The organism is Marimonas arenosa (assembly GCF_030848945.1).
Lineage (GTDB): Bacteria > Pseudomonadota > Alphaproteobacteria > Rhodobacterales > Rhodobacteraceae > Marimonas > Marimonas arenosa.
In genome coordinates, this window is record NZ_JANHAX010000005.1 from 130,410 (window position 1) to 152,577 (window position 22,168).

The 22,168-nt window shown below is 65.1% G+C and carries 21 protein-coding genes; 11 read left to right on the forward strand and 10 right to left on the reverse strand.

Annotation, left to right across the window (positions count from 1 at the left end):
* Positions 1-3 precede the first annotated feature (3 nt).
* Positions 4-1,674: an ABC transporter permease gene (locus NO357_RS15785; RefSeq protein WP_306736666.1), complete on the reverse strand. Its 1,671-nt coding sequence runs from the start codon at positions 1,672-1,674 to the stop codon at positions 4-6.
* Between the two features lie 90 nt (positions 1,675-1,764).
* Here NO357_RS15785 and NO357_RS15790 point away from each other — a divergent pair, with 90 nt between their 5' ends.
* Positions 1,765-2,640, forward strand: a complete 876-nt coding sequence (locus NO357_RS15790) for a hypothetical protein (RefSeq protein ID WP_306736667.1) — start codon at positions 1,765-1,767, stop codon at positions 2,638-2,640.
* 67 nt (positions 2,641-2,707) lie between these two features.
* On the opposite strand, the gene NO357_RS15795 is transcribed toward NO357_RS15790, so the two are convergent.
* Positions 2,708-2,977: a DUF2312 domain-containing protein gene (locus tag NO357_RS15795; protein ID WP_306736668.1), complete on the reverse strand. Its 270-nt coding sequence runs from the start codon at positions 2,975-2,977 to the stop codon at positions 2,708-2,710.
* Positions 2,978-3,123: 146 nt separating this feature from the next.
* Between NO357_RS15795 and NO357_RS15800 the strand changes: the two genes are divergently transcribed.
* A complete protein-coding gene (locus NO357_RS15800; protein WP_306736669.1) occupies positions 3,124-3,339 on the forward strand; it encodes a hypothetical protein in 216 nt (71 codons plus the stop codon).
* Positions 3,340-3,352: 13 nt separating this feature from the next.
* Here the strand turns inward: NO357_RS15800 and NO357_RS15805 are convergent, their stop codons facing one another.
* The 3 genes from NO357_RS15805 to NO357_RS15815 all read right to left on the reverse strand — a co-directional run bounded on the left by NO357_RS15805 (position 3,353) and on the right by NO357_RS15815 (position 6,076).
* The gene (locus NO357_RS15805; RefSeq protein ID WP_306736670.1) at positions 3,353-5,311 is read right to left on the reverse strand and encodes an enoyl-CoA hydratase-related protein; all 1,959 of its coding nucleotides are present in this window, start codon (positions 5,309-5,311) and stop codon (positions 3,353-3,355) included.
* A gap of 182 nt (positions 5,312-5,493) precedes the next feature.
* On the reverse strand, positions 5,494-5,709 hold the full coding sequence (locus NO357_RS15810) for a hypothetical protein (protein WP_306736671.1): 216 nt from the start codon (positions 5,707-5,709) through the stop codon (positions 5,494-5,496).
* Positions 5,710-5,752: 43 nt separating this feature from the next.
* On the reverse strand, positions 5,753-6,076 hold the full coding sequence (locus NO357_RS15815; RefSeq protein ID WP_306736672.1) for a TraR/DksA family transcriptional regulator: 324 nt from the start codon (positions 6,074-6,076) through the stop codon (positions 5,753-5,755).
* A 160-nt stretch (positions 6,077-6,236) separates the two neighbouring features.
* On the opposite strand from NO357_RS15815, the gene NO357_RS15820 reads away from it, so the two are divergent.
* Positions 6,237-7,100, forward strand: coding sequence for an MBL fold metallo-hydrolase (locus NO357_RS15820; protein ID WP_306736673.1), 864 nt, complete (start codon positions 6,237-6,239; stop codon positions 7,098-7,100).
* A 68-nt stretch (positions 7,101-7,168) separates the two neighbouring features.
* Positions 7,169-7,594 carry a protein tyrosine phosphatase family protein gene (locus tag NO357_RS15825; RefSeq protein WP_306736674.1) on the forward strand — a complete coding sequence of 142 codons (426 nt, stop codon included), beginning with the start codon at positions 7,169-7,171 and terminating at the stop codon, positions 7,592-7,594.
* 190 nt (positions 7,595-7,784) lie between these two features.
* On the opposite strand, the gene NO357_RS15830 is transcribed toward NO357_RS15825, so the two are convergent.
* From NO357_RS15830 to NO357_RS15850, 5 genes are all read right to left on the reverse strand, one after another.
* Positions 7,785-9,053, reverse strand: coding sequence for a FliM/FliN family flagellar motor C-terminal domain-containing protein (locus NO357_RS15830; RefSeq protein ID WP_306736675.1), 1,269 nt, complete (start codon positions 9,051-9,053; stop codon positions 7,785-7,787).
* Positions 9,054-9,164: 111 nt separating this feature from the next.
* The gene (locus NO357_RS15835) at positions 9,165-11,843 is read right to left on the reverse strand and encodes an ATP-binding protein (RefSeq protein ID WP_306736676.1); all 2,679 of its coding nucleotides are present in this window, start codon (positions 11,841-11,843) and stop codon (positions 9,165-9,167) included.
* On the reverse strand, positions 11,843-12,157 hold the full coding sequence (locus NO357_RS15840) for a hypothetical protein (RefSeq protein WP_306736677.1): 315 nt from the start codon (positions 12,155-12,157) through the stop codon (positions 11,843-11,845). The genes NO357_RS15835 and NO357_RS15840 overlap by 1 nt, the downstream gene beginning before the upstream one ends.
* Entirely contained in the window at positions 12,154-12,522 is a 369-nt protein-coding gene (locus NO357_RS15845; RefSeq protein ID WP_306736678.1) for a response regulator transcription factor, read from the reverse strand. The genes NO357_RS15840 and NO357_RS15845 overlap by 4 nt, the downstream gene beginning before the upstream one ends.
* Positions 12,523-12,643: 121 nt before the next feature.
* The gene (locus tag NO357_RS15850) at positions 12,644-13,954 is read right to left on the reverse strand and encodes an XRE family transcriptional regulator (RefSeq protein ID WP_306736679.1); all 1,311 of its coding nucleotides are present in this window, start codon (positions 13,952-13,954) and stop codon (positions 12,644-12,646) included.
* Positions 13,955-14,179: 225 nt separating this feature from the next.
* Here NO357_RS15850 and NO357_RS15855 point away from each other — a divergent pair, with 225 nt between their 5' ends.
* The 7 genes from NO357_RS15855 (at position 14,180) to NO357_RS15885 (ending at position 22,009) form a co-directional block, all read left to right on the forward strand.
* The gene (locus NO357_RS15855) at positions 14,180-15,526 is read left to right on the forward strand and encodes a substrate-binding protein (protein ID WP_306736680.1); all 1,347 of its coding nucleotides are present in this window, start codon (positions 14,180-14,182) and stop codon (positions 15,524-15,526) included.
* Positions 15,527-15,645: 119 nt separating this feature from the next.
* A complete protein-coding gene (locus tag NO357_RS15860; protein ID WP_306736681.1) occupies positions 15,646-16,677 on the forward strand; it encodes a branched-chain amino acid ABC transporter permease in 1,032 nt (343 codons plus the stop codon).
* A 3-nt stretch (positions 16,678-16,680) separates the two neighbouring features.
* Positions 16,681-17,880, forward strand: a complete 1,200-nt coding sequence (locus NO357_RS15865; protein WP_306736682.1) for a branched-chain amino acid ABC transporter permease — start codon at positions 16,681-16,683, stop codon at positions 17,878-17,880.
* An 11-nt stretch (positions 17,881-17,891) separates the two neighbouring features.
* On the forward strand, positions 17,892-18,647 hold the full coding sequence (locus NO357_RS15870) for an ABC transporter ATP-binding protein (protein WP_306736683.1): 756 nt from the start codon (positions 17,892-17,894) through the stop codon (positions 18,645-18,647).
* A 12-nt stretch (positions 18,648-18,659) separates the two neighbouring features.
* The gene (locus tag NO357_RS15875) at positions 18,660-19,415 is read left to right on the forward strand and encodes an ABC transporter ATP-binding protein (protein WP_306736684.1); all 756 of its coding nucleotides are present in this window, start codon (positions 18,660-18,662) and stop codon (positions 19,413-19,415) included.
* A 202-nt stretch (positions 19,416-19,617) separates the two neighbouring features.
* The gene (acs, locus tag NO357_RS15880) at positions 19,618-21,564 is read left to right on the forward strand and encodes an acetate--CoA ligase (RefSeq protein ID WP_306736685.1); all 1,947 of its coding nucleotides are present in this window, start codon (positions 19,618-19,620) and stop codon (positions 21,562-21,564) included.
* Positions 21,565-21,733: 169 nt separating this feature from the next.
* Entirely contained in the window at positions 21,734-22,009 is a 276-nt protein-coding gene (locus tag NO357_RS15885; RefSeq protein ID WP_306736686.1) for a YMGG-like glycine zipper-containing protein, read from the forward strand.
* Positions 22,010-22,168 lie beyond the last annotated feature (159 nt).

Here is a 22,168-nt window from a genome sequence, read left to right on the forward strand (position 1 = left end):
GTGTCAGCGATTGGCGCGCGCCAGCAGCGCCACGGCCAGCAGCCCGACGGCGATGATCAGAACTGCGGCCGGGGCCGCGCCACTCAGGTTTTCCAAGCTGGCCTGCTCGTGCACCCGGGTGGCCAGCGTGTCGAAACCGAAGGGCGGGCGCAGCAGCAATGTCGCCGGCAGTTCTTTCACGCAGTCGACGAACACCAGCAGCAGCGCCGAGCCGACCGAGCCGCGAATGAGCGGGTAGTAGACCTCGTAGAGCGTCTGCCCCTGGGTCCGGCCCAGTGACCGCGCCGCCATCGGCAGCGACGGCGACACCCGCCCCATCGCCGCATCCGCCGCGCCTTGGGCGATGGCGAAGAAGCGCACGCCGTAGGCCAGCACCAGCGCAAAACCTGTGCCGGTCAGCAGCAGGCCGATATCGTGGCCGGTCAGAGCCTCGACCGTATCGGCCAACCGGTGGTCGAGCGCGGCGAGCGGGATCAGGATCCCCACCGCCAGCACCGCCCCCGGCGCGGCATAGCCGATCGCGGTCACCGGCATCAGCAGCCGCGGCAGCTGGCGGCCGGAAATCCGCGCCCCGTAGACCATGAAGACCCCTGCCACGACAGTGACGATCGCCGCCAGCCCACCCACGCTCACCGTGTTCCACAACGCTTCGAACAGGGCGCGATCCGCCCAGGCCCGGGCGTTGCCCAGCGCGTGGTTCAGGATCACCCCGGCCGGCAGCAGAAAGCCCATGAAGAACGGGACAAAGCACAGTCCCAGCGCCAGAAGCGCTTGCCCGCCGCGCAGCCGCTTGCGCTCCACCGGCCGATGCTGCCGGGCAAGATTGAAGAACCGCACCTTGCTGCGCGACACTTTCTCAAGCGTGACCAACAGGATCACGAGCCCCAACACCACGCTGGCGATCTGGGCGGCCCCGCCGGCGTTGTTGCTTTCCAGCCAGACGCTGAAAATGCCCGTGGTCAGGGTCTGCACCGCGAAAAAATCGACCGTGCCGAAATCGTTTACCGTCTCCATCATCACGATGGCGACGCCGGCGGCGATGGCCGGCCGCGCCAGCGGCAGCCCGACCCGGCGGAACCGCGCAAAGGCGCCCGCCCCGAGCGACATCGCCACCTCCTCGGAACTGCCCGACTGTTCGCGAAACGCCGCCCGACTCAGCAGATAGACATAGGGGTACAGCGACGCCGACAGCACGATGATCGCCGCCCCCATCGAGCGGATTTCCGGGAACCAGTAGTCGCGCGCGCTCTGCCAGCCGAACAGGCCGCGCAAGCCGGTCTGCACCGGCCCGGCATATTCCAGCAGATCGACCAGAGCATAGGCCCCGACATAGCCGGGCACGGCGAGCGGCAGCAGCAGCAACCACTCCAGCCAGCCAGAGCCGGGAAACCGATAGCGCGCAACGATCCACGCCGCCCCCGTGCCCATCATCGCCGTCAATAGCCCGACAGAGGTCATCAGAATCAGCGTATTGGTCAGGTACCGCGGCAATGTCGTCGACATCAGGTGCGGCCAGATGTTGTCGGTGGGAAACAGCGCGATCCCCAGCACGGCGATGATCGGCGCCAGCACAATGAGCGCGATCAGCACCGCCCCCCCGGACCACGGATCGATCCAGGCGGCGAAACGGCGCAGTGCCGACGGTGCGGGGTCTGATATCTCTCGCGATGCCATCGCACCCTTCTGCCCGATTACGGTTTCCTCGTCCAGAAAACAGCCTATACTGCGGCAAAATTGCCAGGAAAACCGGGGCGAGCGTAATACATGCAAGTGATCTTCCATGTCGGTCTGCACCGCACCGACGAAGACCGCGTTTTGAAATGCCTGCTGAAGAATCGCGGCGATTTCGCCGAGGAAGGCGCGCTGGTGCCTCCGCCGGGCCGGTATCGCAAACTGGTCAACGAAACCTTGGGCGCGCTGGCCCATGCGGCGCCGGCACCGGACGCGCGCGACATCCTGCTCGAGGAAATCCTCGAAGGCGAAGACGCCGACCGGCTTCTGCTGTCGAACCAGAGCTTCTTCTCGCTGCCGAAATTCGCCGCTACGAAAGGCGTCTTCTATCACAAGGCGGTGGCCCGGGTGTCGCAGCTCAAGCAGCTTTTCGCCTGCGACGGGATCGAGCTGTTCTTCGCCCTGCGTAACCCTGCCACCTTCCTGCCAGCGCTCTACGACAAGGCGCCGGTCGAGGACTTCTTCGAACTGACCTCGGGAACCGATCCGCGTGATCTACGCTGGTCGGAACTGGTGGCTCGGTTGCGCGACGCGCATCCCGATGTGCCGCTCACCATCTGGTGCAACGAAGACTCGCCGCTGATCTGGGCCCAGATCATTCGCGAACTTGCCGGCATCGAACCGGGCCGCAAGATCAAAGGCGGCTTCGACCTTCTGGCCGAGATCATGACCAAGGAAGGGATGAAACGCTTCCGCGCCTACCTCAAACAGCATCCGGTAATGACCGAGATCCAGAAGCGCCGGGTGATGGTGGCGTTTCTCGACAAATATGCCCGCGAGGATATGATCGAGGAAGAACTCGACGTGCCCGGCTGGACCGAGGAACTGGTCGACGAACTCACCGAGATCTACGAGGAAGACGTGTTCGAGATTGCCCGCATGCCTGGGGTCAACTTCCTCCAGCCCTAGGCCGACGGCGCGTCCGCCTCTTCAGGCGGCCTCGCGGGCGACGGTCGCGCCCCTTCCCCGCCTCGGCTCACATCCCAAGCGCCTGCTTGTACATCTCCAGCACCGCCTCTTCTTCGGCGAGGTCGTCGGCGTCACGCTTTCTCAGCGCGACCAGCTTGCGCATGACTCTTGTGTCATAGCCCCGCGCCTTGGCTTCGGCCATCACCTCCTTCTGCTGGTCGGCAATGTCCTTCTTTTCCGCTTCCAGCCGCTCGAACCGCTCGACGAACTGGCGCAGCTCACCCGCCGTCACGCGATAGCTGGCCTCGCCGGCGTCGGGGGTGATGTCGTCTTGCATGGCCCGGGTCTCCTCATGTTTCGGATGTCCTTGCTAACGCCCTGTCCGCTCCCCCGCAAGAGGGTAGCGCACGTGTCGCGCCCCTTGCGCCGCGCGGCGCAATCGGCTAGCCGGGCAGACGGTCGAACCAACGCAAGGGGACACACATGCAACCGCTGATCTGGGGTGGTGCCCTCGTCACGATCCTCGGCATTGCCGGGCTGCTCTATGTCGGAGTCAAGGTCAGCGCAGCCAAGCGTGAAACCGGCGACGACGACGAACTGCGCAGCCGCATCCAGCGCCTCCTGCCGATCAACCTGGCTGCGCTCTTCGTCTCGGCCATCGGGTTGATGATGGTGGTAATCGGGATTACGCTGGGTTGAGCGGCCAGAGCCGTCAGAACCCGAAGCCTTCGCCGTTCTTTACCATCTCGGTCAAACGCTCCGACGCCGCCCACAGTTCCGGCGCGTCGGCCTCCCAAGCTTCGAGCTCACGCTTCACCGTCAGTAGCCCGCGAATTTCACCGGTCTTCATCGGCCCTCCGCTGGCGCGTGGCACACCCAACGCCTCCAACCCGGCCAGATCGACATCGCCCGCGTCAAGCGCCGCCCCCTCATCCAGCAGCCGCAGCCCGGCGCTGAACAGCGCCGACCACACCCGCCGTCGGATCGAAGCTGGCGACAGCGCCTCGGTTTCGCCGCCACCGCGCCACTCGCCGATCAGCGCCTGCGCCGCGGCGTCGTAGTCCCCTGCGGCCCCCTGCTGGGCATAGCTGAAAATGCCCCGCCCCGAGGCCCGGCCCTTCCGCCCCGCATGATCGAAACCATCAAAAAGCTGCCCGTAGGACGCCGGCCAGCCGAGCACGGCGAACCGTTCCACCTGCACCGCCGGCCCTTCGACATCCGCCTGGTGGAACGGGCCCAACGGCCAGCCCAGCGCCGCATCGACCTTTTGCGGCCCGGCCCCCCGGGCGACACACCACGCCGACGCCGCCAACATCGCCGCCTTGAGCCGCCCGGCCAGCAGCCCACGCCGCGCCGGGCAGATCACAAGCCCATAGCCCAGACGCCGCACCAGCGCCGCGGCGCGGGTCACCGCACCGCCATCGGCATCCGGCGCAACCACGAGTTCGGCCAGCCCGCGCTGACCGGTTCCCGGGTGCGGGCTCAGCGCCAGGCCCAGAACCCGCGCCTCGAGCAGGCTCGCAAGCCGATCCGCCTGCAGCTCCATATTCGAGCTCAGCAGCACCGGCACACCGCCGCCCACGGCCGAAAGAATGTTTTTCACCAGCGCGGCCATCATCTCGAGCGGCGCGTCGCAGGCCTCGATCACGATCTCCGCCGATTGCAGCATCTCGCCGGACGGCCCACCAGACAGCCGCTCCATCTGCGCCGCCTGCGCCGCGTCCGACAGCTGGCCGCGCGTCACTTCCTGACCAAGCCACGCGGCAATGCGCCGGATCCCGGCCTGGGCGCCGCCGTCGCGCTGCTCGGCCAGCACCACGTCATGCCCCGCCTCCAGCGCCCGGCGGGCCAGGATCAGCGCCGTCGGCCCGTCGCCCAGAACGGTCAGCTGCCGCCGCGCCGCCGCACCGCCCGGACCTCTCGCCTCCAGCGCCATGGTGCGGATCAGCCCCTGCGCCCGCGCGGTCTGCCTCAGTTCGGCACGCAAATCTTCTTCCATGGCCAGCCCGGCCTCGAGCGGCAGCAGCTGCGCCGCCTCGATACAGGTCAGCGCCGCCGCCGCTTCAGGCGGCAACGCCGACGGCGCGGCCCGTCGTGCCGCCAAGGCCTCCTGATACCCGATCGGGTCGGACAGACCGGGCGGCAGGCCCTCCTGAACGACAGGGAACCCCGCCGCAGCCAACTCACGCGCCGCCTCTACCGCCTCTCCGACCACGTCGCGCGGCACGATCCGGCGGCAAAGCCCGCGCAGATGGCCCGACTCGACCCCGAGCACTCGGCCGGCGAAAATCATCTCGATCGCGGGACCCGCACCGACCAGTTGCGGCAGGCGCTGGGTCACCCCGCCCCCCGGCACCAGCCCGCGCCGGATGGCGGTCAGACCGAGCCGCGTGCCGACCGCAGCCAACCGTGCATGCGCCGCCAGCGCCAAGGCCAGCCCACCGTCGACCACCTCGCCGCGCATCGCGGCCACAACGGGCTTCGAAAACTCGGCAATCCGGCGGCAGATCTCTCCCAGCGTCGGCGCTGCTTCACCGCCGGCGATCTCCGTCACCGGTATGCCCCCCGGAAAACTGCGGTCCTGGCCGGTGATCACAACCGCCTCGACCTCGGACTCCGCTTCGGCGCGATCAAGGGCCTGCAACAGCTCTGCGCGGGCGGCTGTGTCCATGACGCACGGCTTCCCCTCGGTCGTTGCCGCAAGGCTCAGGACCGCAACGCCGTCTCTGGTCTCGTATTCGATCTTGTCCGCCAATTCGGCCCGCCAACCCTTAAACTCTGCACGCGATTTCCCCGTGTGACTTTCGGCGAAAGCCGTGTCGCACGCAAGCCTTCAGGCCGCAGAACCAGCGGTTACAACGGCAGATTGTCGAACTGGGCTTCGATTGCGGCATCGCTCAACTGTTCGTCGAGCGACAGCACCGCCTCGGGAATATGCAACCCCGCCGCTTCGGCACGTTCGACAAGGGCATGCAGCTCGCCGCGGCAGGCCTGGCGCTCGGCCTCGGGCAACGCCGCAATCCTTTGCGACAAAGCTTCGAAGGCACGTTCGAATTCGTCTTTCGTCATGGCCATCTCCTTTGCGGCAGGCAAATTGCCAAAGCCGCGCCGCCTAGAGGCTGGCCGCGCAGGTCTTGCAGAACGGCGTGTCCGGCAACACGTCGAGCCGGGCCTCGGAAATCTCCTCGCCGCATTTCATGCAAAAGCCATATTCGCCTTCGCGGATGCGCTGCAGCGCCGCCCGGATGCGCGTAATCTCTTCCCGACCGGCCACACCCAGGCCTTCAAGAACCTCATCGTTTTCACGCTCGGTGGCCATTTCCTCCCAGTCTTTCGACTGGTGGCCATCGAACTCCTCCTCGATATCGTGCAAGCGCTCGTCAAGCTCGGAGAGCCGTTTGAGCAACTGAGCGCGGCGTTTCTTGATCGACGTCATGACGGTCCTCCGTTTCGGGCAGATGCGATCATCCCATCTGCCTGCTCACGTAACCTTGATGCAAGTCAAATATGGCAGCGGCCCGGGGTTGAAACACATGCGGAGATCAATATATGAAAAACGGACACCTGAAATACACCATTCAACCGAAGGAAAGACCATGACCCCGATTGTCAAAGCCTTCTTCGACGATGCCACCAACACCATCTCCTATGTAGTGCGCGATCCCAACGGCACCGCCTGTGCCATCATCGACTCGGTGCTGGACTTCGACTACGCCTCCGGCCGCACCGATACCCGCTCCGCCGACGAGGTCATCGCCTGGGTGAAATCCGAAGGCCTGACAGTCGAGTGGCTGCTGGAATCCCATGTCCATGCCGACCACCTGTCCGCCGCACCCTATATCCAGGAGCAGCTCGGCGGCAAGATCGGCATAGGCGATCGCATCACCGTGGTGCAGGACACCTTCGGCAAGGTGTTCAACGAAGGCACCGAATTCCAGCGTGACGGCTCACAATTCGACAAGCTGTTCGTCGAGGGCGACAGTTTCCATATCGGCCAACTGCGCGGCGACGTGCTGCACACCCCGGGCCACACGCCGGCCTGCCTGACCTATGTGATCGGCGACGCCGCTTTCGTCGGCGATACGCTCTTCATGCCCGACTTCGGCACCGCGCGCTGCGACTTTCCCGGCGGCTCCTCGGCCGTGCTCTACGAGTCGGTGCAGAAAATCCTTACCCTGCCCGAAGATACCCGCATCTTTGTCGGCCACGACTACAAGGCGCCAGGTCGCGACGACTATGCCTGGGAAACCACGGTGGGCGAGCAGAAGGCCAAGAACGTCCATATCGGTGCCGGCAAGTCGAAAGACGAGTTCACCAAAATGCGCGATGCCCGCGACGCGACGCTGGCGATGCCGAAACTGATCATCCCGTCGCTTCAGGTCAACATGCGCGCCGGCCGCATGCCCGAACCGGATGCCCGGGGCGACGTGTTCCTCAAAGTGCCCGTCAACAAGCTCTGATCACGCCGGTTACAGATGCGGCAAACGGGGCGCTGGACAGGCGCCCCGTCTCGCTTTACAGCCGGCGCATGGACATCAAGCGACTGACACCGACGATTTCCGTCTCGCCCCAGATCGGCCCGGACCATGCCGCCGAGATCGCCGCGGCCGGCTTCCGCACCGTGATCTGCAACCGGCCCGATTCCGAAAACCCGCCCGAACTGCACGCCGCCCAGATCCGCGCGGCGGTCGAGGCCGAGGGGCTGACCTTTCTCGAATTGCCTTTCGACAGCCGGTCGCTGACCGTCGACGTGGTGGTGAAGCTGCGCGAGATGTTTCAGTCTGCCGAAGCGCCGGTTCTGGCCTATTGCCGCACTGGCACGCGCAGCACCAACGCCTGGGCGCTGACCCAGGCCGGGTCGATACCGCCGCAAGACATCATCGCCGCCGCCGCCGCCGCGGGCTACGACGTCAGCGGCCTCGCGCCCTACCTGGCACAAACCATTACCGCCTGACACCACGTCGCGGCCCCAGGCCGTCGAGACGAAATGGTGCGCATCTTTGAAACGCGATTTCTCTTGCGTGCCGGGTCACGGCCAGCACGCCTCCGGGCGGTACAGACCCCGCGGGCAGGCAGTTGTGATACTGCCCAACTCCTGGGTCTCACTCTGTCTCCGACGCGGCGCGCCGGCCGGGATCACCGGGCTATGCATCTAGCGCCAGTTCCGGCAGATCCGAGACATCGCCGAGATCGCCCGGATCGGAGAGGTCCGGCAAATCCGGTGCACCCGGCAGAACCGGTGCGCTTTCGTTGCCAACCCCGGCGGCCGCTTCCGTTGCGTGCAGATCCTCCGGCAGGCTGTTTGGCGCGGCCGGATCTGCATGATGGTCGCGCTGACCGGTTACTGCCGCGCCGCCTGCCTGCGTCCGTTCCCGGTCCGGGTCCGGCGCCTCCTCCGTCGCGCCGATCGCCGCCGCGATCTGCGCCGGTTCGGACCGTCTTGGCTCCGGCATCGTCGGCGGCTGCGGCCAGCTCATCGCGTCGGCGTCTGCGGCAGCGGCCGCAGCTCCTCCGGCCCCGGCGTTCAGGCGTACGGCGCGATGACCGTTGATCTGCCCCAACCGACAGGCAATTCCGTTGCGCTCGGTGCCGGTTTCGAGACGGGTCTCGGCCAGCGCCGTTCGCGGGATGTGCAGAACGTCGCCCGGCCTGAGCGCGCCGATCTCCGCCAGAGGCAGGCGGATGCGATGCAATACCGCAGTCAGGCAGGCTTCCGCGTCCATCAGGGCGCCTTGGCCCAGCCGCAGCGAACACCCTCCCGCGCCGGTCGCCCGCTCTGCGACCGCGCCCGCACCGGGGTCCGGGCAGTCCGCCTGCGGCGCCGCCACAACCGGCAGGGCCAGCATGATCTCGCCGCTCCGGGCTCCGCCGCCGAGGTCGACCTGCAGCCGGAACACATGGAAATCCAGCGCCTCCAGCAGCAGCCCCAGAAGACGCGTTTCCTCGATCATCGCGCCGAAACGGAACCCGCGCGCCCAGCCCGTTTCCGGCGCCTCGGACAGGTTCTCGGCAAAACCCGCCAACATCCCGTCGATCAGCGGCGCCACCAGCGCGGCGTCGGTCTGGGTCGGCATCCGCGGGTCCGGGTCGCGAGGGACCACATGGCCGGTTGTCTGCATTTCGATCAGGCCGGACAGCACCGCGAGATCGACCGATACCGCGCCGATCGAGCCTTCTGGCCCGTCAAGCACCACGATCAGATGATCGTCGGCAAATCCGGCGACCGTGCCATCCTGCCCGGTTTCGCCGACATGGATCGAGCTGACGCTCAGCGGCAGCCCGAACAATTCGTCGGCCACCCGGGCCAGCGAAAGCCGCAGCGCCCGTGGCGGCGTCATCACCCGGGCTTGGTGCTCCTCGCGCCCACTGCGCGCCTTGCGCTGCAGCACATGTGTTCGTTCAGCTTCGTCCATACCCTCCGCATCGCCTTTCGCGGATCTGCCGGGCCAGCATAAGGCTCGAGTGGTTACCAATGGATTAGCACGGCCGGAAAATCCCGTGCCGCCCGCTACCCCAGCGCTGGATTACTGCGCCGCCAGTTGCGCCCTTTCGGGCAGGCTGACACGGAAGGCCGTGCCGCCCTGCCCGGGCAAATAGGCAACCTTGCCGCCCAGCCGGGTCATGATCTCGCGGCAGATCGCCAGACCCAGCCCGGCCCCGCCGGCTTCGCGGTCACTCACGCGCGAGAATTTCTCGAAAATCACCTCCTGGGCATCGCGCGGAATACCGCTGCCGTTGTCGGTGAAGTCCACGTTCAGCATGCCACCACTGCGGCCTACGCTGATGCGCAGCTCGGGCCGCTCGGCGTCGCAGTATTTCTGGGCATTGGCGATCAGGTTGATGAACACCTGCGCCAACCGGTCCAGGTCCGTCTCTACCAAGATCGCCTCGACTTCGCGGTCGCGGGTGATCTGGAGACCAACCGCGCCACCGGCCGCCGCCACCGCGTGGTCGATCACGTCACCCAGCGAGCCATGGGACACGTTCATCCGCACCTGCCCGTTCTCCAGCACGCTCAGGTCGAGAAGATCGTCCAGCAGCCGGGTCAGCCGCACGGTCTCGCCATAGATGATCCCGGCATATCGTCCCTTCTCCATCTCGGTCAGACCCGCGGTGTCGCGCAGGATCTCTGAAAACGACCGGATCGAGGTCATCGGCGTTCTGAGTTCATGACTGATCTGGCTGAGAAATCCGTCTTTCTGCACGGAAAGCTGGGTCAGCTTCTCGTTGGCCTCGCGCAGCTGCCGGGCAGTGCGCGCCAGCTCCGCCGATTTCGCCTCGAGCTGGCTGGAGTATTCCATCATCTGCGCGGTCTCGTCGGCCACCGCCATCAGGTCCTCGACCGTCACGCTGGCGCCGCCGACGATCTGACCCACCATCGCATGCGCCGTCGCCGCCCCGACCGAACCGCTGAGTTCGCGCTCGAGCACGTTGAGGAAATCGGGGCTCGGTTCGGGCAAGTAGCCCGCCAGCCCCTGGCGCTGTGCTTCGCGCTGGAACAGCCGCTGAGCATCTCCCGCCCCCATGATCCGCTGCGCCATGATCAACAGGTCTTCGCTCTGGGCCATGCCGCCGGTCCAGCTCTGGCGCCCGCCGGAATGCTGGAACACGTCGACGAACTGGGCGCCCTGCAGCCGCTCCAGCGGTGACGGGAACGACACCAGCGACACCGCCACAAAGGCCAGCGTGTTAAGCACCATCGACCACAGGATCGCGTGCACCAGCGGATCGAGCCCGTCGATGCCGAACAGCGCCTGCGGCCGGAGCCAGCCGATCGCGAACGGCCCTTCGGCCAGGATCCCGGCGCTCAGCACGCCGCCCGCGCCGAAACTCGGCAGCAGCATCGACCATGTCCAGACCGCGAAGCCCACGCTCAGCCCGGCGATCGCGCCCGAGCGCGTCGCGCCGCGCCAGAACAGCCCGCCCAGCATCGCTGGCAGGAACTGGGCCACGCCCAGGAAAGACACCAGTCCGATTGCCGCCAGCGCCGCGCCGCCTCCCGACACCCGGAAATACAGGTAACCCAGCAGCAGCACCCCGGCGATCGAGAACCGCCGTGACAGCAGCACCAGGTTGCGCACATCGCCTGACACCAGCGCGCCGCCATGCGCCAGCCGGAGCCAGATCGGCACCACGATATGGTTCGACACCATGGTGGACAGCGCGATCGCCGCCACGATCACCATCGAAGTGGCCGAGCTGAACCCGCCGAGAAAGGACAGCATCGCCAGCCCCGTCTGGCCTTCGCTCAACGGCACCGTCAGCACGAAAAGGTCGGGGTTCGACCCGGCTGGCATCCGCTCCAGCCCGGTCACCGCGATCGGCAGCACGAACAGGCTGATCAGCATCAGGTAAGCCGGGAACATCCAGCTCGCAAGCCGCAGGTGGCCCTCGTTTTCGTTTTCCACAACCAGCACCTGAAACATCCGCGGCAGGGTCAAAAAGGCCGCGGCCGACAGGAAAATCATCCCCGCCCAGCGCCCCGGCGCCACCTGCCAGCGGCCGATCTCGCTGGTATCGATCCGCGCCAGTGTCTCGCTCAGCCCTCCGCCCAGGCCCCAGACCACGAACACCCCCACTGCCAGCAGCGCGAACAGCTTGACCACCGCTTCCAGCGCGATCGCCATGACCACGCCGTTATGGCGCTCGTTGGCATCGAGGTTTCGGGTGCCGAACAGCACGGTAAACACCGCCAGCCCCGCGGCCACCCAAAGCGCAGTCGACTGGCTGTCGGCCGGGCGGGCACCCTCAGCGGTGCCGGCAAAGGCGGCGAAAGACAGCGTCACCGATTGCAGTTGCAGCGCGATATAGGGCGTGGTGCCCAGAACCGCCATCAGTGTCACCATCACCGCCAGGAGCGGCGACTTGCCGTAGCGGCTCGAGATCAGGTCGGCGATCGAGGTCACCCGCTGGGCGCGGCCGACCCGCACCAGTTTCCTGAGCCCCCACCACCAGCCGACCATCACCAGCGTCGGGCCGATATAGATAGTGACGTATTCCAGCCCCGACCGCGCCGCGTTGCCGACCGCGCCGTAAAAGGTCCAGGCAGTGCAATAGATCGAAAGCGACAAGGTATAGACCAGCGGCGAGCGCAGCCAGACCGCCCGCCCTCTCATCGCCGCCCGGTCGGCCATGAAGGCGACCAGGAACAGGATCGCCACATAGGTCAGACAGACGGCAACCAGGATGTTCAGCACCGCCATCAGCCGCCCTCCCCGGGAGCGCCGCCGTTGTCATCCTCCCAGTCCGCCCCGCCCAACGCACGGGTCAGCAAAGCCGCCCCGCCCACCAGAACGACCCAGACCCCGAACAGATACAGCAGCGCGGCCGAACTCGGGGTGTCGCCCCGTGCCCACATCAGCGGAATCGCCCACAGCAAGGCGCCCAGAACCGGTATCAAGCGGATCGCGTCGATCAACCGGCGCTTGCGGTAGTTGGCCCGTTCCAGGAACACCGGACCGGCCCGGCTGCCCGTCGACGGGCGCTGGCCACCGTCCGGCTGCGGTCCGCCGCTCACCCCGCCACCAGCGCCCGCACCGCGTCGAGCACCTCGGCATTCGAGAAGGGCTTGGTCATGAACCGGCTGGCACCCATCTTCTCGGCCATCTCGCGGTCCTTGGTCTGGCCCCGCGCGGTCAGCATCAGCACCGGCAGTTCCGCCGTCGCAGCCTCGGCGCGCAGGGTCTTGAGGATGTCAAAACCGCTCCTCCCCGGCAGCATCACGTCGAGGATCACCAGATCGGGGCGTTTCTCATGCACCGCCGCCACCGCCGTCTGGCCGTTGGAATGCGTGTCCACCTTCCAGCCGTCGCGCGACAGGATAAAGCTGATCGCCTCGATGATATTCGGCTCATCCTCGATCAGCAGGACGTGCTTGCCCATGTCTCCTTGTCCTCCCCGGGGCCGGCCAACTCCCCATCCGGCGCCCCGTTGCCGTTATCCTCAATCACCAGGCACAAGTCAAAACCCATTGCATCCCTTGCAACGGATGCGATCGCCGATGTCATGGCCCCTCGCCCATGATCGATGGCTCGCGCCGCGCCGCACAGTCGCGCACCGAACAGACCCGGCAACTGGCCCCGACCGGGGTCGCCGGCTCGCTGCCCTCCTGCGGCAGGATCAGCATATGCGCCTCGTAAAGCGGCTCGCGGTTCAACCCCGGCGCACCACGCGGCTGGGCGATGGCATAGGCTGCAAAACCTGGCTCTTCCCCGGCCTCGCCCCGGCCCGGCTGCACCAGCCGTTCGAACAGCGGCACCTGCGGCCGCGACAGCGCCCGGAACAGCGGCCAGACCGGGCAGGCCGCGCCGAACCGCGGCAGGGCAAAGCCCTCGACCGGGCGGCGAAAGGTGATCGTGCCCGAGCCGTCGCAGCTTACCAGCCCCGCCACCCGCCCCGGCAGGCTCGCGATGCGCCGCATCGCCGTCGCCAGGTCCACCCCGAACCGCGCCGCCAACGCCAGCGGGTCGGGACCGGCCTCGGCCACCGCCGCCTGCGCGGCCTCCAGCGGCATCGCCCGCGCATCCACCTCATAGCGGCTCAGCCAGGCCAGCGCCTGCGTCTGTGTGCTGGTCGAGACAAGATCGCGCGCAGCCCCGACAATTTCCCGCGGGCTCGCGCCGTCGGGGTCCTCGAGCGCCGCGACATGCCAACCCTGCGCCGCCAGGAAGGTTTCGAACTCTTCTTCCGGCGAACTGCCTTCGCGCCCGGCATCGCCGGCCGAGTCGAGATAGCCGGCCAGGTTGCGCGCACCGTCCGCCAGCCGCTCGGCATCTTCGTTGATATTGCGATGGAACCGGTCGCGCCACTCGGGTTCGATCTCGCGGGTCTCGACCAGAATTGCGGCGGTCGACCGGATGGCCGTGGCAGTGTCTAGCACCTCGTGCAGCGTCGCCGCCAGGTGCGGGTCATGTGCCAGCCGGTCAGTCAGAGTCTCGATCGCCCGTTCCAGCCGGGCAATCCGTCGCTGCTGCGCCGCCACCAGCCGCGCCCAGCCCGGGAACCGGCCGGCGAAGGCCTCGGCCTGGGCGATTTCGGCTCCTTCCTCGTCGGCCTCGGCCGCGGCCGCGCGCAGCCGCGCCGTCAGCGCCGCCTCGGCGCCTTCCGCCAGCAGCGACGGCTCCACGTCCAGCGCCGCGGCGATGTCGACCAGAAGCTTGCCGCCGATTCTACGCCGATTGTGCTCGATCAGGTTGAGATAGGACGGTGACACCCCCACCGTGCGGGCCAGATCTGCCTGCCGCACCCCCTGCAGCATCCGCCTTTCTCGGATCCGACTGCCAGTCAGCCGCGTCCGAACTGTCTCTTGCACCATGTGATTTCTTTCGCCTTTTCAACAGCTTTCCCGCAACTTTCGTGAACTTATTTACAACCAACCGATACCAACAGTTCATTTTTTTACAAAAATATTGTTTCACCACAAGCAATTGTTGCGAAATTTACTCCAACTCCGGGATAATTGGTTTGCACATTCGTGCCATTGCGGGGGGCTTTTTGAGAGGAGACCTTCCCGCAGAGCTTACGTAACGGGAGGAATTCCATGACCAAATCCAACCTCACGCGCCGCGGCGTGCTGAAATCTGGCGCCGTTGCCGGCGCCGGCGTCGCGCTGCCGACGATCTTTACCGCCAGCTCGGCGGCCGCCTACACCAACGAACCCACCGGTGGCACCGTCACCCTGGGCTTCAACGTGCCGCAAACCGGTCCCTACGCCGAAGAAGGCCTCGACGAACTGCGCGCCCAGGAGCTCGCTGTCGAGCACCTCAACGGCATGGGCGACGGTGGCATGATGAACACCTTCAGCTCCAAGGCGCTGAAAGGCAACGGCATCCTCGGCAAGAAGGTCGAGTTCGTCACCGGCGACACCCAGACCAAGTCGGACGCCGCCCGCGCTTCGGCCAAGTCGATGATCGAAAAAGACGGCGCCATCATGATCAACGGCGGCTCGTCCTCGGGCGTGGCGATTGCCGTGCAGGGCCTGTGCCAGGACGCTGGCGTGATCTTCATGGCCGGTCTCACCCACTCGAACGACACCACCGGCAAGGACAAGAAGGCCAATGGCTTCCGTCACTTCTTCAACGGCTACATGTCAGGCGCTGCTCTCGCCCCGGTGCTGGCCAAGGAATACGGCACCGACCGCCGCGCCTATCACCTGACCGCCGACTACACCTGGGGCTGGACCCAGCAGGAATCGGTCGCCGCGGCCACCGAAGCCATGGGCTGGGAAACCGTCAACAACGTGCTGACTCCGCTCGCCGCAACCGACTTTTCGTCCTACATCACTCCGGTCCTGAACTCGGGTGCGGACGTGCTGGTGCTGAACCACTACGGCGGCAACATGGTGAACTCGCTGACCAACGCGGTGCAGTTCGGCCTGCGTGACAAGATGGTCAACGGCAAGCAGTTCGAAATCGTCGTGCCGCTCTACTCCGAGCTGATGGCCGAAGGCGCCGGCGCAAACGTGCAGGGCGTGATCGGCTCGATGAACTGGAACTGGCAGCTGACCGACGAAGGCACCAAGGCGTTCGTCAAGTCGTTCGGCGAAAAGTACGGCCGTCCGCCCTCCGGCTCGGCCCACACCTGCTACGTGCAGACCCTGCTTTACGCAGATGCTTGTGAACGCGCCGGCACCTTCAACCCGTGCGGTGTTGCCGAAGCCCTGGAAGGCTTCGAGTTCGACGGCATGGGCAACGGCCCGACGCTCTACCGCGCCGACGACCACCAGTGCTTCAAGGACGTTCTGGTCATGAAGGGGAAAGACAATCCCGCCAACAAGTTCGACCTGCTCGAAATCGTCGAGGTGACCCCGCGCGCTCAGGTCGAGTACGCACCCGATCACCCGATGTTCGCCGGCGGCGACCTGGGCAAGTGCAACCCGGGCGCCTAAGTCGCCCGATGATATAGGGCGGGACCTGTCCCGCCCTGTTTCAAGAACCGGGCAAGGGGCCTTGCTCCCGCGCCTTGCCCGGGCTTTTTCCGACCATCCATTCTACACAGGTGGGGATAATGGACGTCATCCTTCCGCAAATTCTCAACGGCCTCGACAAGGGCTCGGCCTATGCGCTGATCGCCCTCGGCCTGACGCTGATCTTCGGCACCCTCGGCGTGGTGAACTTCGCCCATGGGGCGCTGTTCATGATCGGCGCCTTCTGCTCGGTCTCCCTGTCGCGGATTCTGAACCTCAGCTATGTCACCGAAGATCCCACTCAGACGGACTTTCTTGGCAAACCGCTCAAGGTCGAAACGCCGTATCTGGAGGCCTGGTTTGGCCCAGAATTCGGTGGCGCGCTGATCGACTGGTCGGTGCCGCTAGCAATCCTGTTCTCGATTCCGATCATGATCCTGGTCGGCCTGGTGATGGAACGCGGGCTGATCAAGCATTTCTACAAGCGCCCCCATGCCGACCAGATCCTGGTGACCTTCGGCCTGGCGATCATCCTGCAGGAGCTTGTGCGCGGCATCTACGGCGCCAACCCGATCCAGACCCCAGCTCCGGACATGTTCCGCGGCTCGATCGATTTCGGCGCCATGCTGGGCTTTGATCCGAATGTCATCATCTACCCCTACTGGCGGATGATCTATTTCTTCTTCTCGGCCGTGGTGATCGGCGGCGTGTTCGCCTTCCTGCAATTCACCACCTTCGGGATGGTGGTGCGCGCCGGCATGGCCGACCGTGAAACCGTGGGCCTTCTGGGCATCAACATCGACCGCCGCTTCACCATCATGTTCGCCATTGCCGCCGTCGTGGCCGGCTGGGCCGGGGTGATGTACGCGCCGATCAACGCCCCGAACTACCACATGGGCATGGACTTCCTGGTGCTCAGCTTTGTCGTGGTCGTGGTCGGCGGCATGGGCAGCCTGCCCGGCGCCGTGGCTGCGGGCTTCCTGCTCGGCATCCTGGAAAGCTTCGCCTCGATGACAGCCGTCAAGGAAATCCTCGACGGAATCGACCAGATCATCATCTACCTGGTCGCGATTATCATTCTGCTCACCCGCCCGCGTGGCCTGATGGGCAAAAAAGGCGTGATGGAGGACTAACCCATGCTCGGTCTCAACAAGAAAGACACCAGCCTGCTGATGTTCGTTGTCGCGCTGTCGCTGTTCGCGCCGATCATCCTGAACATTTTCCCCAAGGACTCGGGGTTCGCCTTCTTCAACGGCGGCTATCCCGACCTGATGCAGCGCTTCGCGATCTTCGGCATCTTCGCCATCGGCTTCAACATTCTGTTCGGCCTGACCGGATACTTGTCCTTCGGTCACGCCGCATTCCTGGGTGTCGGGTCCTATGCGGCAGTGTGGATGTTCAAGCTTCTGAACTACAACATCCTTCCGGCCCTGATCCTCAGCGTCGTCGTCGCCGGGCTTGTGTCGGTGGTGATCGGCTGGATCAGCCTGCGCCGCTCGGGGATCTACTTCTCGATCCTGACGCTGGCCTTTGCCCAGATGATGTATGCCATCGCCTATTCCGACCTGTTCGGCCGCTGGATGGGCATCACGCTCACCAATGGCGAGACCGGGCTGCAGATCTACAACAACGATCCTCAGATCCTGCTGGGCAATGGGCCGACCAGCCCGCATCTTTTCGGCCTGGAAATGGGCGCCCGGAAAGTCCTGTCGATCGGCCCGTGGGAATTCGTCTTCCCGGTCGGCTACTATCTCTGCGCCATCCTCCTGATCCTCAGCTTCTACCTGTCGATCCGGATCTTCCGGTCGCCCTTCGGACTGATGCTGCGCGCGATCAAGTCGAACCAGACACGCATGTCCTATACCGGCCTCAACTCCAAGCCCTATACGCTGGCAGCCTTTGTGATCTCGGGCATGTATGCCGGGCTTGCCGGCGGCCTGCTCGCCGCGATGGACCCGCTGGCGGGCGCCGAGCGGATGTACTGGACCGAATCCGGCGCGGTGGTGATCATGACCATCCTCGGCGGCGTCGGCACGCTGATCGGACCGATCCTCGGCGCCGGCACCATCAAGTACATGGAAAACATCATCTCCAAGATGAACGAAAAGCTGCTGCACGACTGGTTCAGCTTCCTGCCGGAATCTCTGGAATATGCGATGGTCTGGCTGGCCTCCTGGTTCACCGGCGAAGGCTGGCATATGACCCAGGGCGTGCTGTTTATGCTGGTGATCATCTTCCTTCCAGGCGGGCTCGTGCAGGGTGGCCAGAAATTGGCTTCTCGGTTCCGTCGCAACAAGGCCGATGACACGGCCACCAACGCAACCCCGGCCGAATAAGGAGACGCAAGATGGGTATTCTTGAAGTCAAGAACGTCAACAAGCGCTTCGGCGGCCTGCAGGCCCTGGGGGATGTAAACCTCTCGGTCAAGGAAAACAGCTGCCACGCCATCATCGGACCGAACGGTGCCGGCAAGTCTACTCTGCTGAACTGCTTTGTGGGCAAGCTCATTCCCGACACCGGCTCGGTGATGTTCGATGGCCAGTCGGTGCTGGGCCGCACGCCCTACGAGATTAACCAGATGGGCATCTCCCGCGTGTTCCAGACACCCGAGATTTTCGGCGACCTGACGGTGCTGGAAAACATGCTGATCGCCTGTTTCGCCAAGCGCGATGGCGCCTTCCGCATGCATGCCGTCGAAAACATGCATAACGAGCGCGACATCGTCGAAAAAGCCGAACACATGCTCGAGGAAATGGGCATGATCGACCAGAAGGACGACCATTCCGCCTCGATGTCACGCGGCAACAAGCGCCGGCTCGAGATCGCGATGTGTCTTTCCCAGGACCCGCGCCTGCTGCTGCTGGACGAACCCACCGCCGGCATGGCACGCGCCGACACCAACAACACGATCGATCTTTTGAAGCAGATCAAGGACGAACGTGATATCACCATCGCGATTATCGAACACGACATGCACGTGGTGTTCTCGCTGGCCGACCGGATCACCGTTCTGGCTCAGGGCACGCCGCTGGTCGAGGACGATCCCGAAAACATCAAGGGCAACCCGAAGGTGCGCGAAGCGTATCTCGGCGAAGCCGCGTAAGGAGGGGACGCCATGAACGTCAAACCCGACTTCTCGAAGGGCCACAACCTGGCCGAAACCGCCCCGGCCTATCTCTCGATCTGGGAGTTGCAGGCCTACTACGGCGAAAGCTACATCGTGCAGAACATCTCGTTCAACGTGCACGAGGGCGAAATCCTGGCCCTGCTGGGCCGCAACGGCGCCGGCAAGACCACCACGCTGCGCTCGATCGCCCGCATGAACGACCCGCAGGTGCAGCACGGCGAAATCTGGCTCGACCACAAGCCGCTGCACCTGATGTCCAGCTACGAGGCCAGCCAGACCGGCATCGCCCTGGTGCCCGAGGACCGTTGCATCATCCCCGGCTTGACCGTGGAGGAGAACATCGAACTGGCCCAGATCGCCCCGCCCGTCGGCTGGTCGAAGGAACGCGTCTACGAGCTCTTCCCCCGCCTCGGCGAACGCCGAAAGCAGGAGGGCGTGACGCTCTCGGGCGGCGAACAGCAAATGCTGGCCATCGGACGCGCACTGGCCCGCGACATCAAGGTGCTGCTGCTCGATGAGCCCTACGAAGGCCTGGCCCCGGTGATCGTGGATGAAATCGAAAAGACCCTCCGCATCATCAAGGAACAGGGTATCACTACCGTGATCGTCGAACAGAACGCCGTGCGGGCGCTCGAGCTGGCGGACCGTGCGGTGATCCTCGACACCGGCGGCATCGTCTTCGACGGCTCCGCCGCGGAAGTTCTCGAAAACGAAGAGCTTCGTGCCGAGTATCTGGCCATCTAAGCGGGATTGCCACCTATGACAAAGGCGCATCGGAAAACGCACGCGCACCAAGCGACTGACAGCGTTTTTCGATGCCAATTGCTCAGAACACGCAGAAGTTAGCCGGGTCGCCCGCCTTTCGTCTCTGTTGCTTGCAGAAAGGCGCGCGCCTAATCTCCCCCGTGAACCCCGTTTCGCAAAGACAGACATGAAGGCCAGACTCATGACCGAGATCAAAACCTACCCGCCCTCCGCCGATTTCGTCAAAAACGCGCATATCGACGCGACCAAATACAACGAAATGTATGCCGCCTCGATCAATGACCCTGACGGGTTCTGGGCCAAACAGGCCGAACGCCTGACCTGGGCCAAGACGCCGACCAAGATCAAGAATGTCAGCTTCGCTCACCCGGACGTGTCGATCAAATGGTTTGAAGACGGCGAACTGAACGTCAGCGCCAATTGCATCGACCGCCACCTCGACACCCGCGCCGACCAGACTGCGATCATCTGGGAAAGCGACGATCCGGGCATTTCCAAGCACATCACCTATCTCGAACTCTCCGAGCAGGTGAACAAACTCGCCAACGTGCTGAAAAACGATCTCGGCATTTCCAAGGGCGACCGCGTCGTGCTTTACATGCCGATGATCCCCGAAGCCGCCTATGCCATGCTGGCCTGTGCCCGCATCGGTGCCATTCACTCCATTGTCTTCGCCGGGTTCTCGCCCGAGGCGCTGGCCGCCCGGGTCGATGGCTGCGCCGCGGCGCTGGTCATCACCGCCGACGAAGCCCCGCGCGGCGGCCGCAACACGCCGCTCAAGGCCAATGTCGACAAGGCGCTGGCGATCTGCGGTGACACCCAGGTGCTGGTGGTGGAACGCACCGGCGCGGATGTGAACATGCAGGACGGCCGCGATCATGCCTATCACACGCTGATGGCCCATGCCTCGACCGACTGCCCGGCCGAACCGATGAATGCCGAAGACGCGCTCTTCATCCTCTACACCTCCGGTTCCACCGGCGCGCCCAAGGGCGTGCTGCATACCTCGGGCGGCTACCTGCTCTGGGCCGCGATGACACATGAATACGTCTTCGATTACCACGACGGCGATGTCTACTGGTGTACCGCCGACGTGGGCTGGGTCACCGGTCACAGCTACATCGTCTACGGCCCGCTCGCCAACGGCGCCACCACGCTGATGTTCGAAGGCGTGCCGACCTACCCGGATGTGGGCCGGTTCTGGGCGGTGTGCGAAAAGCACAAGGTGAACCAGTTCTACACCGCCCCCACGGCGATCCGCGCGCTGATGGCGCACGGGCCGGAACCAGTCGAGAAATACGATCTTTCCGCGCTCAAGGTGCTGGGCACCGTGGGCGAGCCGATCAACCCCGAGGCCTGGAACTGGTACAACGACGTCGTCGGCAAGGGCACCTGCCCGATCGTCGACACCTGGTGGCAAACCGAAACTGGTGGCCACATGATGACGCCGCTGCCCGGCGCCCACGCCACCAAGCCCGGCGCTGCGATGAAGCCGTTCTTCGGGGTGCTGCCGGTGGTGCTCGAACCGACCTCCGGCGAAGAGATCCACGGCAATCCTGCCGAGGGCGTTCTGTGCATGAAAGACAGCTGGCCCGGCCAGATGCGCACCGTCTATGGAGACCATGACCGCTTCGTCAAAACCTACTTCTCCGACTACAAGGGCTACTACTTCGCCGGCGACGGCTGCCGTCGGGACGAGGACGGCGACTACTGGATCACCGGCCGGGTCGATGACGTGATCAACGTCTCGGGCCACCGCATGGGCACCGCCGAGGTCGAATCCGCTCTCGTCGCCCACCCCAAGGTGTCCGAGGCCGCCGTGGTCGGCTTCCCGCACGACATCAAGGGCCAGGGCATCTATTGCTATGTCACCCTGATGGAGGGCGAGGAATACACCGACGAGCTCAAGACCGAGCTGCGCAACTGGGTGCGCAAGGAAATCGGCCCGATCGCCTCGCCCGACGCCATCCAGTGGGCCCCCGGCCTGCCGAAAACCCGCTCGGGCAAGATCATGCGCCGCATCCTGCGCAAGATCGCCGAGAATGACTACGGTGCGCTGGGCGATACCTCGACCTTGGCCGATCCGTCTGTGGTCGACGACCTGATCGCCAACCGGGTGCAGAAGTAAGCGACAAACACCACCATAGCCTGAAAACTTACCGGCCCCCGCTCTGACCCGAGCGGGGGTTTCGCGTTGCACCGGCGGAAACCCGCCGGTGATGTCCCGAATTTGACGCAAATCATGTTCTCTGCCGCGCCCGCGCCTATCGTAAACGTGAAGCCACTTGGAGAAGATCATGAAGACCAAACTCATTTCCCTCGCTCTCGTCGCCAGCTTCGCGCTTTCCGGCTGCCAGATGACCCGCCAGGAACAGAACGAACTCGGCGGCGCGCTCGCTGGCGCGGCGGTGGGCGCGATCACCGCCCAGGCGCTCGGGGCCAACCGCAACTGGACCATCCTGACCGCTCTGGCTGGCGCTGCCGCCGGCGTCATGGTGGCCCGCAACAACGCCACGAATGAATGTGCCTATTCAAACGGCGACGGCACCTACTATACCGCACCCTGCCCGTAAGGCCGGATACTGGCCGGGCGGTCCACGCCGCCCGGCCGACGCAGGCGCAACGAGAGCGCACGGCATTCTCTTCGAAACCAACCTTTCAAATGGCTGCGCGTTAACGCAGCCTTAATTTTTTTGGCGCCAATCTAGGCGACGGTGGGGGCTCCGAATGAG

What these genes read in the sequence shown, in the direction of transcription:
- NO357_RS15785 (WP_306736666.1), bottom strand. Translation starts at nt 1,674, where the DNA reads ATGGCATCGCGAGAGATATCAGACCCCGCACCGTCGGCACTGCGCCGT.
- NO357_RS15790 (WP_306736667.1), top strand. Translation starts at nt 1,765, where the DNA reads ATGCAAGTGATCTTCCATGTCGGTCTGCACCGCACCGACGAAGACCGC.
- NO357_RS15795 (WP_306736668.1), bottom strand. Translation starts at nt 2,977, where the DNA reads ATGCAAGACGACATCACCCCCGACGCCGGCGAGGCCAGCTATCGCGTG.
- NO357_RS15800 (WP_306736669.1), top strand. Translation starts at nt 3,124, where the DNA reads ATGCAACCGCTGATCTGGGGTGGTGCCCTCGTCACGATCCTCGGCATT.
- NO357_RS15805 (WP_306736670.1), bottom strand. Translation starts at nt 5,311, where the DNA reads ATGGACACAGCCGCCCGCGCAGAGCTGTTGCAGGCCCTTGATCGCGCC.
- NO357_RS15810 (WP_306736671.1), bottom strand. Translation starts at nt 5,709, where the DNA reads ATGACGAAAGACGAATTCGAACGTGCCTTCGAAGCTTTGTCGCAAAGG.
- NO357_RS15815 (WP_306736672.1), bottom strand. Translation starts at nt 6,076, where the DNA reads ATGACGTCGATCAAGAAACGCCGCGCTCAGTTGCTCAAACGGCTCTCC.
- NO357_RS15820 (WP_306736673.1), top strand. Translation starts at nt 6,237, where the DNA reads ATGACCCCGATTGTCAAAGCCTTCTTCGACGATGCCACCAACACCATC.
- NO357_RS15825 (WP_306736674.1), top strand. Translation starts at nt 7,169, where the DNA reads ATGGACATCAAGCGACTGACACCGACGATTTCCGTCTCGCCCCAGATC.
- NO357_RS15830 (WP_306736675.1), bottom strand. Translation starts at nt 9,053, where the DNA reads ATGGACGAAGCTGAACGAACACATGTGCTGCAGCGCAAGGCGCGCAGT.
- NO357_RS15835 (WP_306736676.1), bottom strand. Translation starts at nt 11,843, where the DNA reads ATGGCGGTGCTGAACATCCTGGTTGCCGTCTGTCTGACCTATGTGGCG.
- NO357_RS15845 (WP_306736678.1), bottom strand. Translation starts at nt 12,522, where the DNA reads ATGGGCAAGCACGTCCTGCTGATCGAGGATGAGCCGAATATCATCGAG.
- NO357_RS15850 (WP_306736679.1), bottom strand. Translation starts at nt 13,954, where the DNA reads ATGGTGCAAGAGACAGTTCGGACGCGGCTGACTGGCAGTCGGATCCGA.
- NO357_RS15855 (WP_306736680.1), top strand. Translation starts at nt 14,180, where the DNA reads ATGACCAAATCCAACCTCACGCGCCGCGGCGTGCTGAAATCTGGCGCC.
- NO357_RS15860 (WP_306736681.1), top strand. Translation starts at nt 15,646, where the DNA reads ATGGACGTCATCCTTCCGCAAATTCTCAACGGCCTCGACAAGGGCTCG.
- NO357_RS15865 (WP_306736682.1), top strand. Translation starts at nt 16,681, where the DNA reads ATGCTCGGTCTCAACAAGAAAGACACCAGCCTGCTGATGTTCGTTGTC.
- NO357_RS15870 (WP_306736683.1), top strand. Translation starts at nt 17,892, where the DNA reads ATGGGTATTCTTGAAGTCAAGAACGTCAACAAGCGCTTCGGCGGCCTG.
- NO357_RS15875 (WP_306736684.1), top strand. Translation starts at nt 18,660, where the DNA reads ATGAACGTCAAACCCGACTTCTCGAAGGGCCACAACCTGGCCGAAACC.
- acs (WP_306736685.1), top strand. Translation starts at nt 19,618, where the DNA reads ATGACCGAGATCAAAACCTACCCGCCCTCCGCCGATTTCGTCAAAAAC.
- NO357_RS15885 (WP_306736686.1), top strand. Translation starts at nt 21,734, where the DNA reads ATGAAGACCAAACTCATTTCCCTCGCTCTCGTCGCCAGCTTCGCGCTT.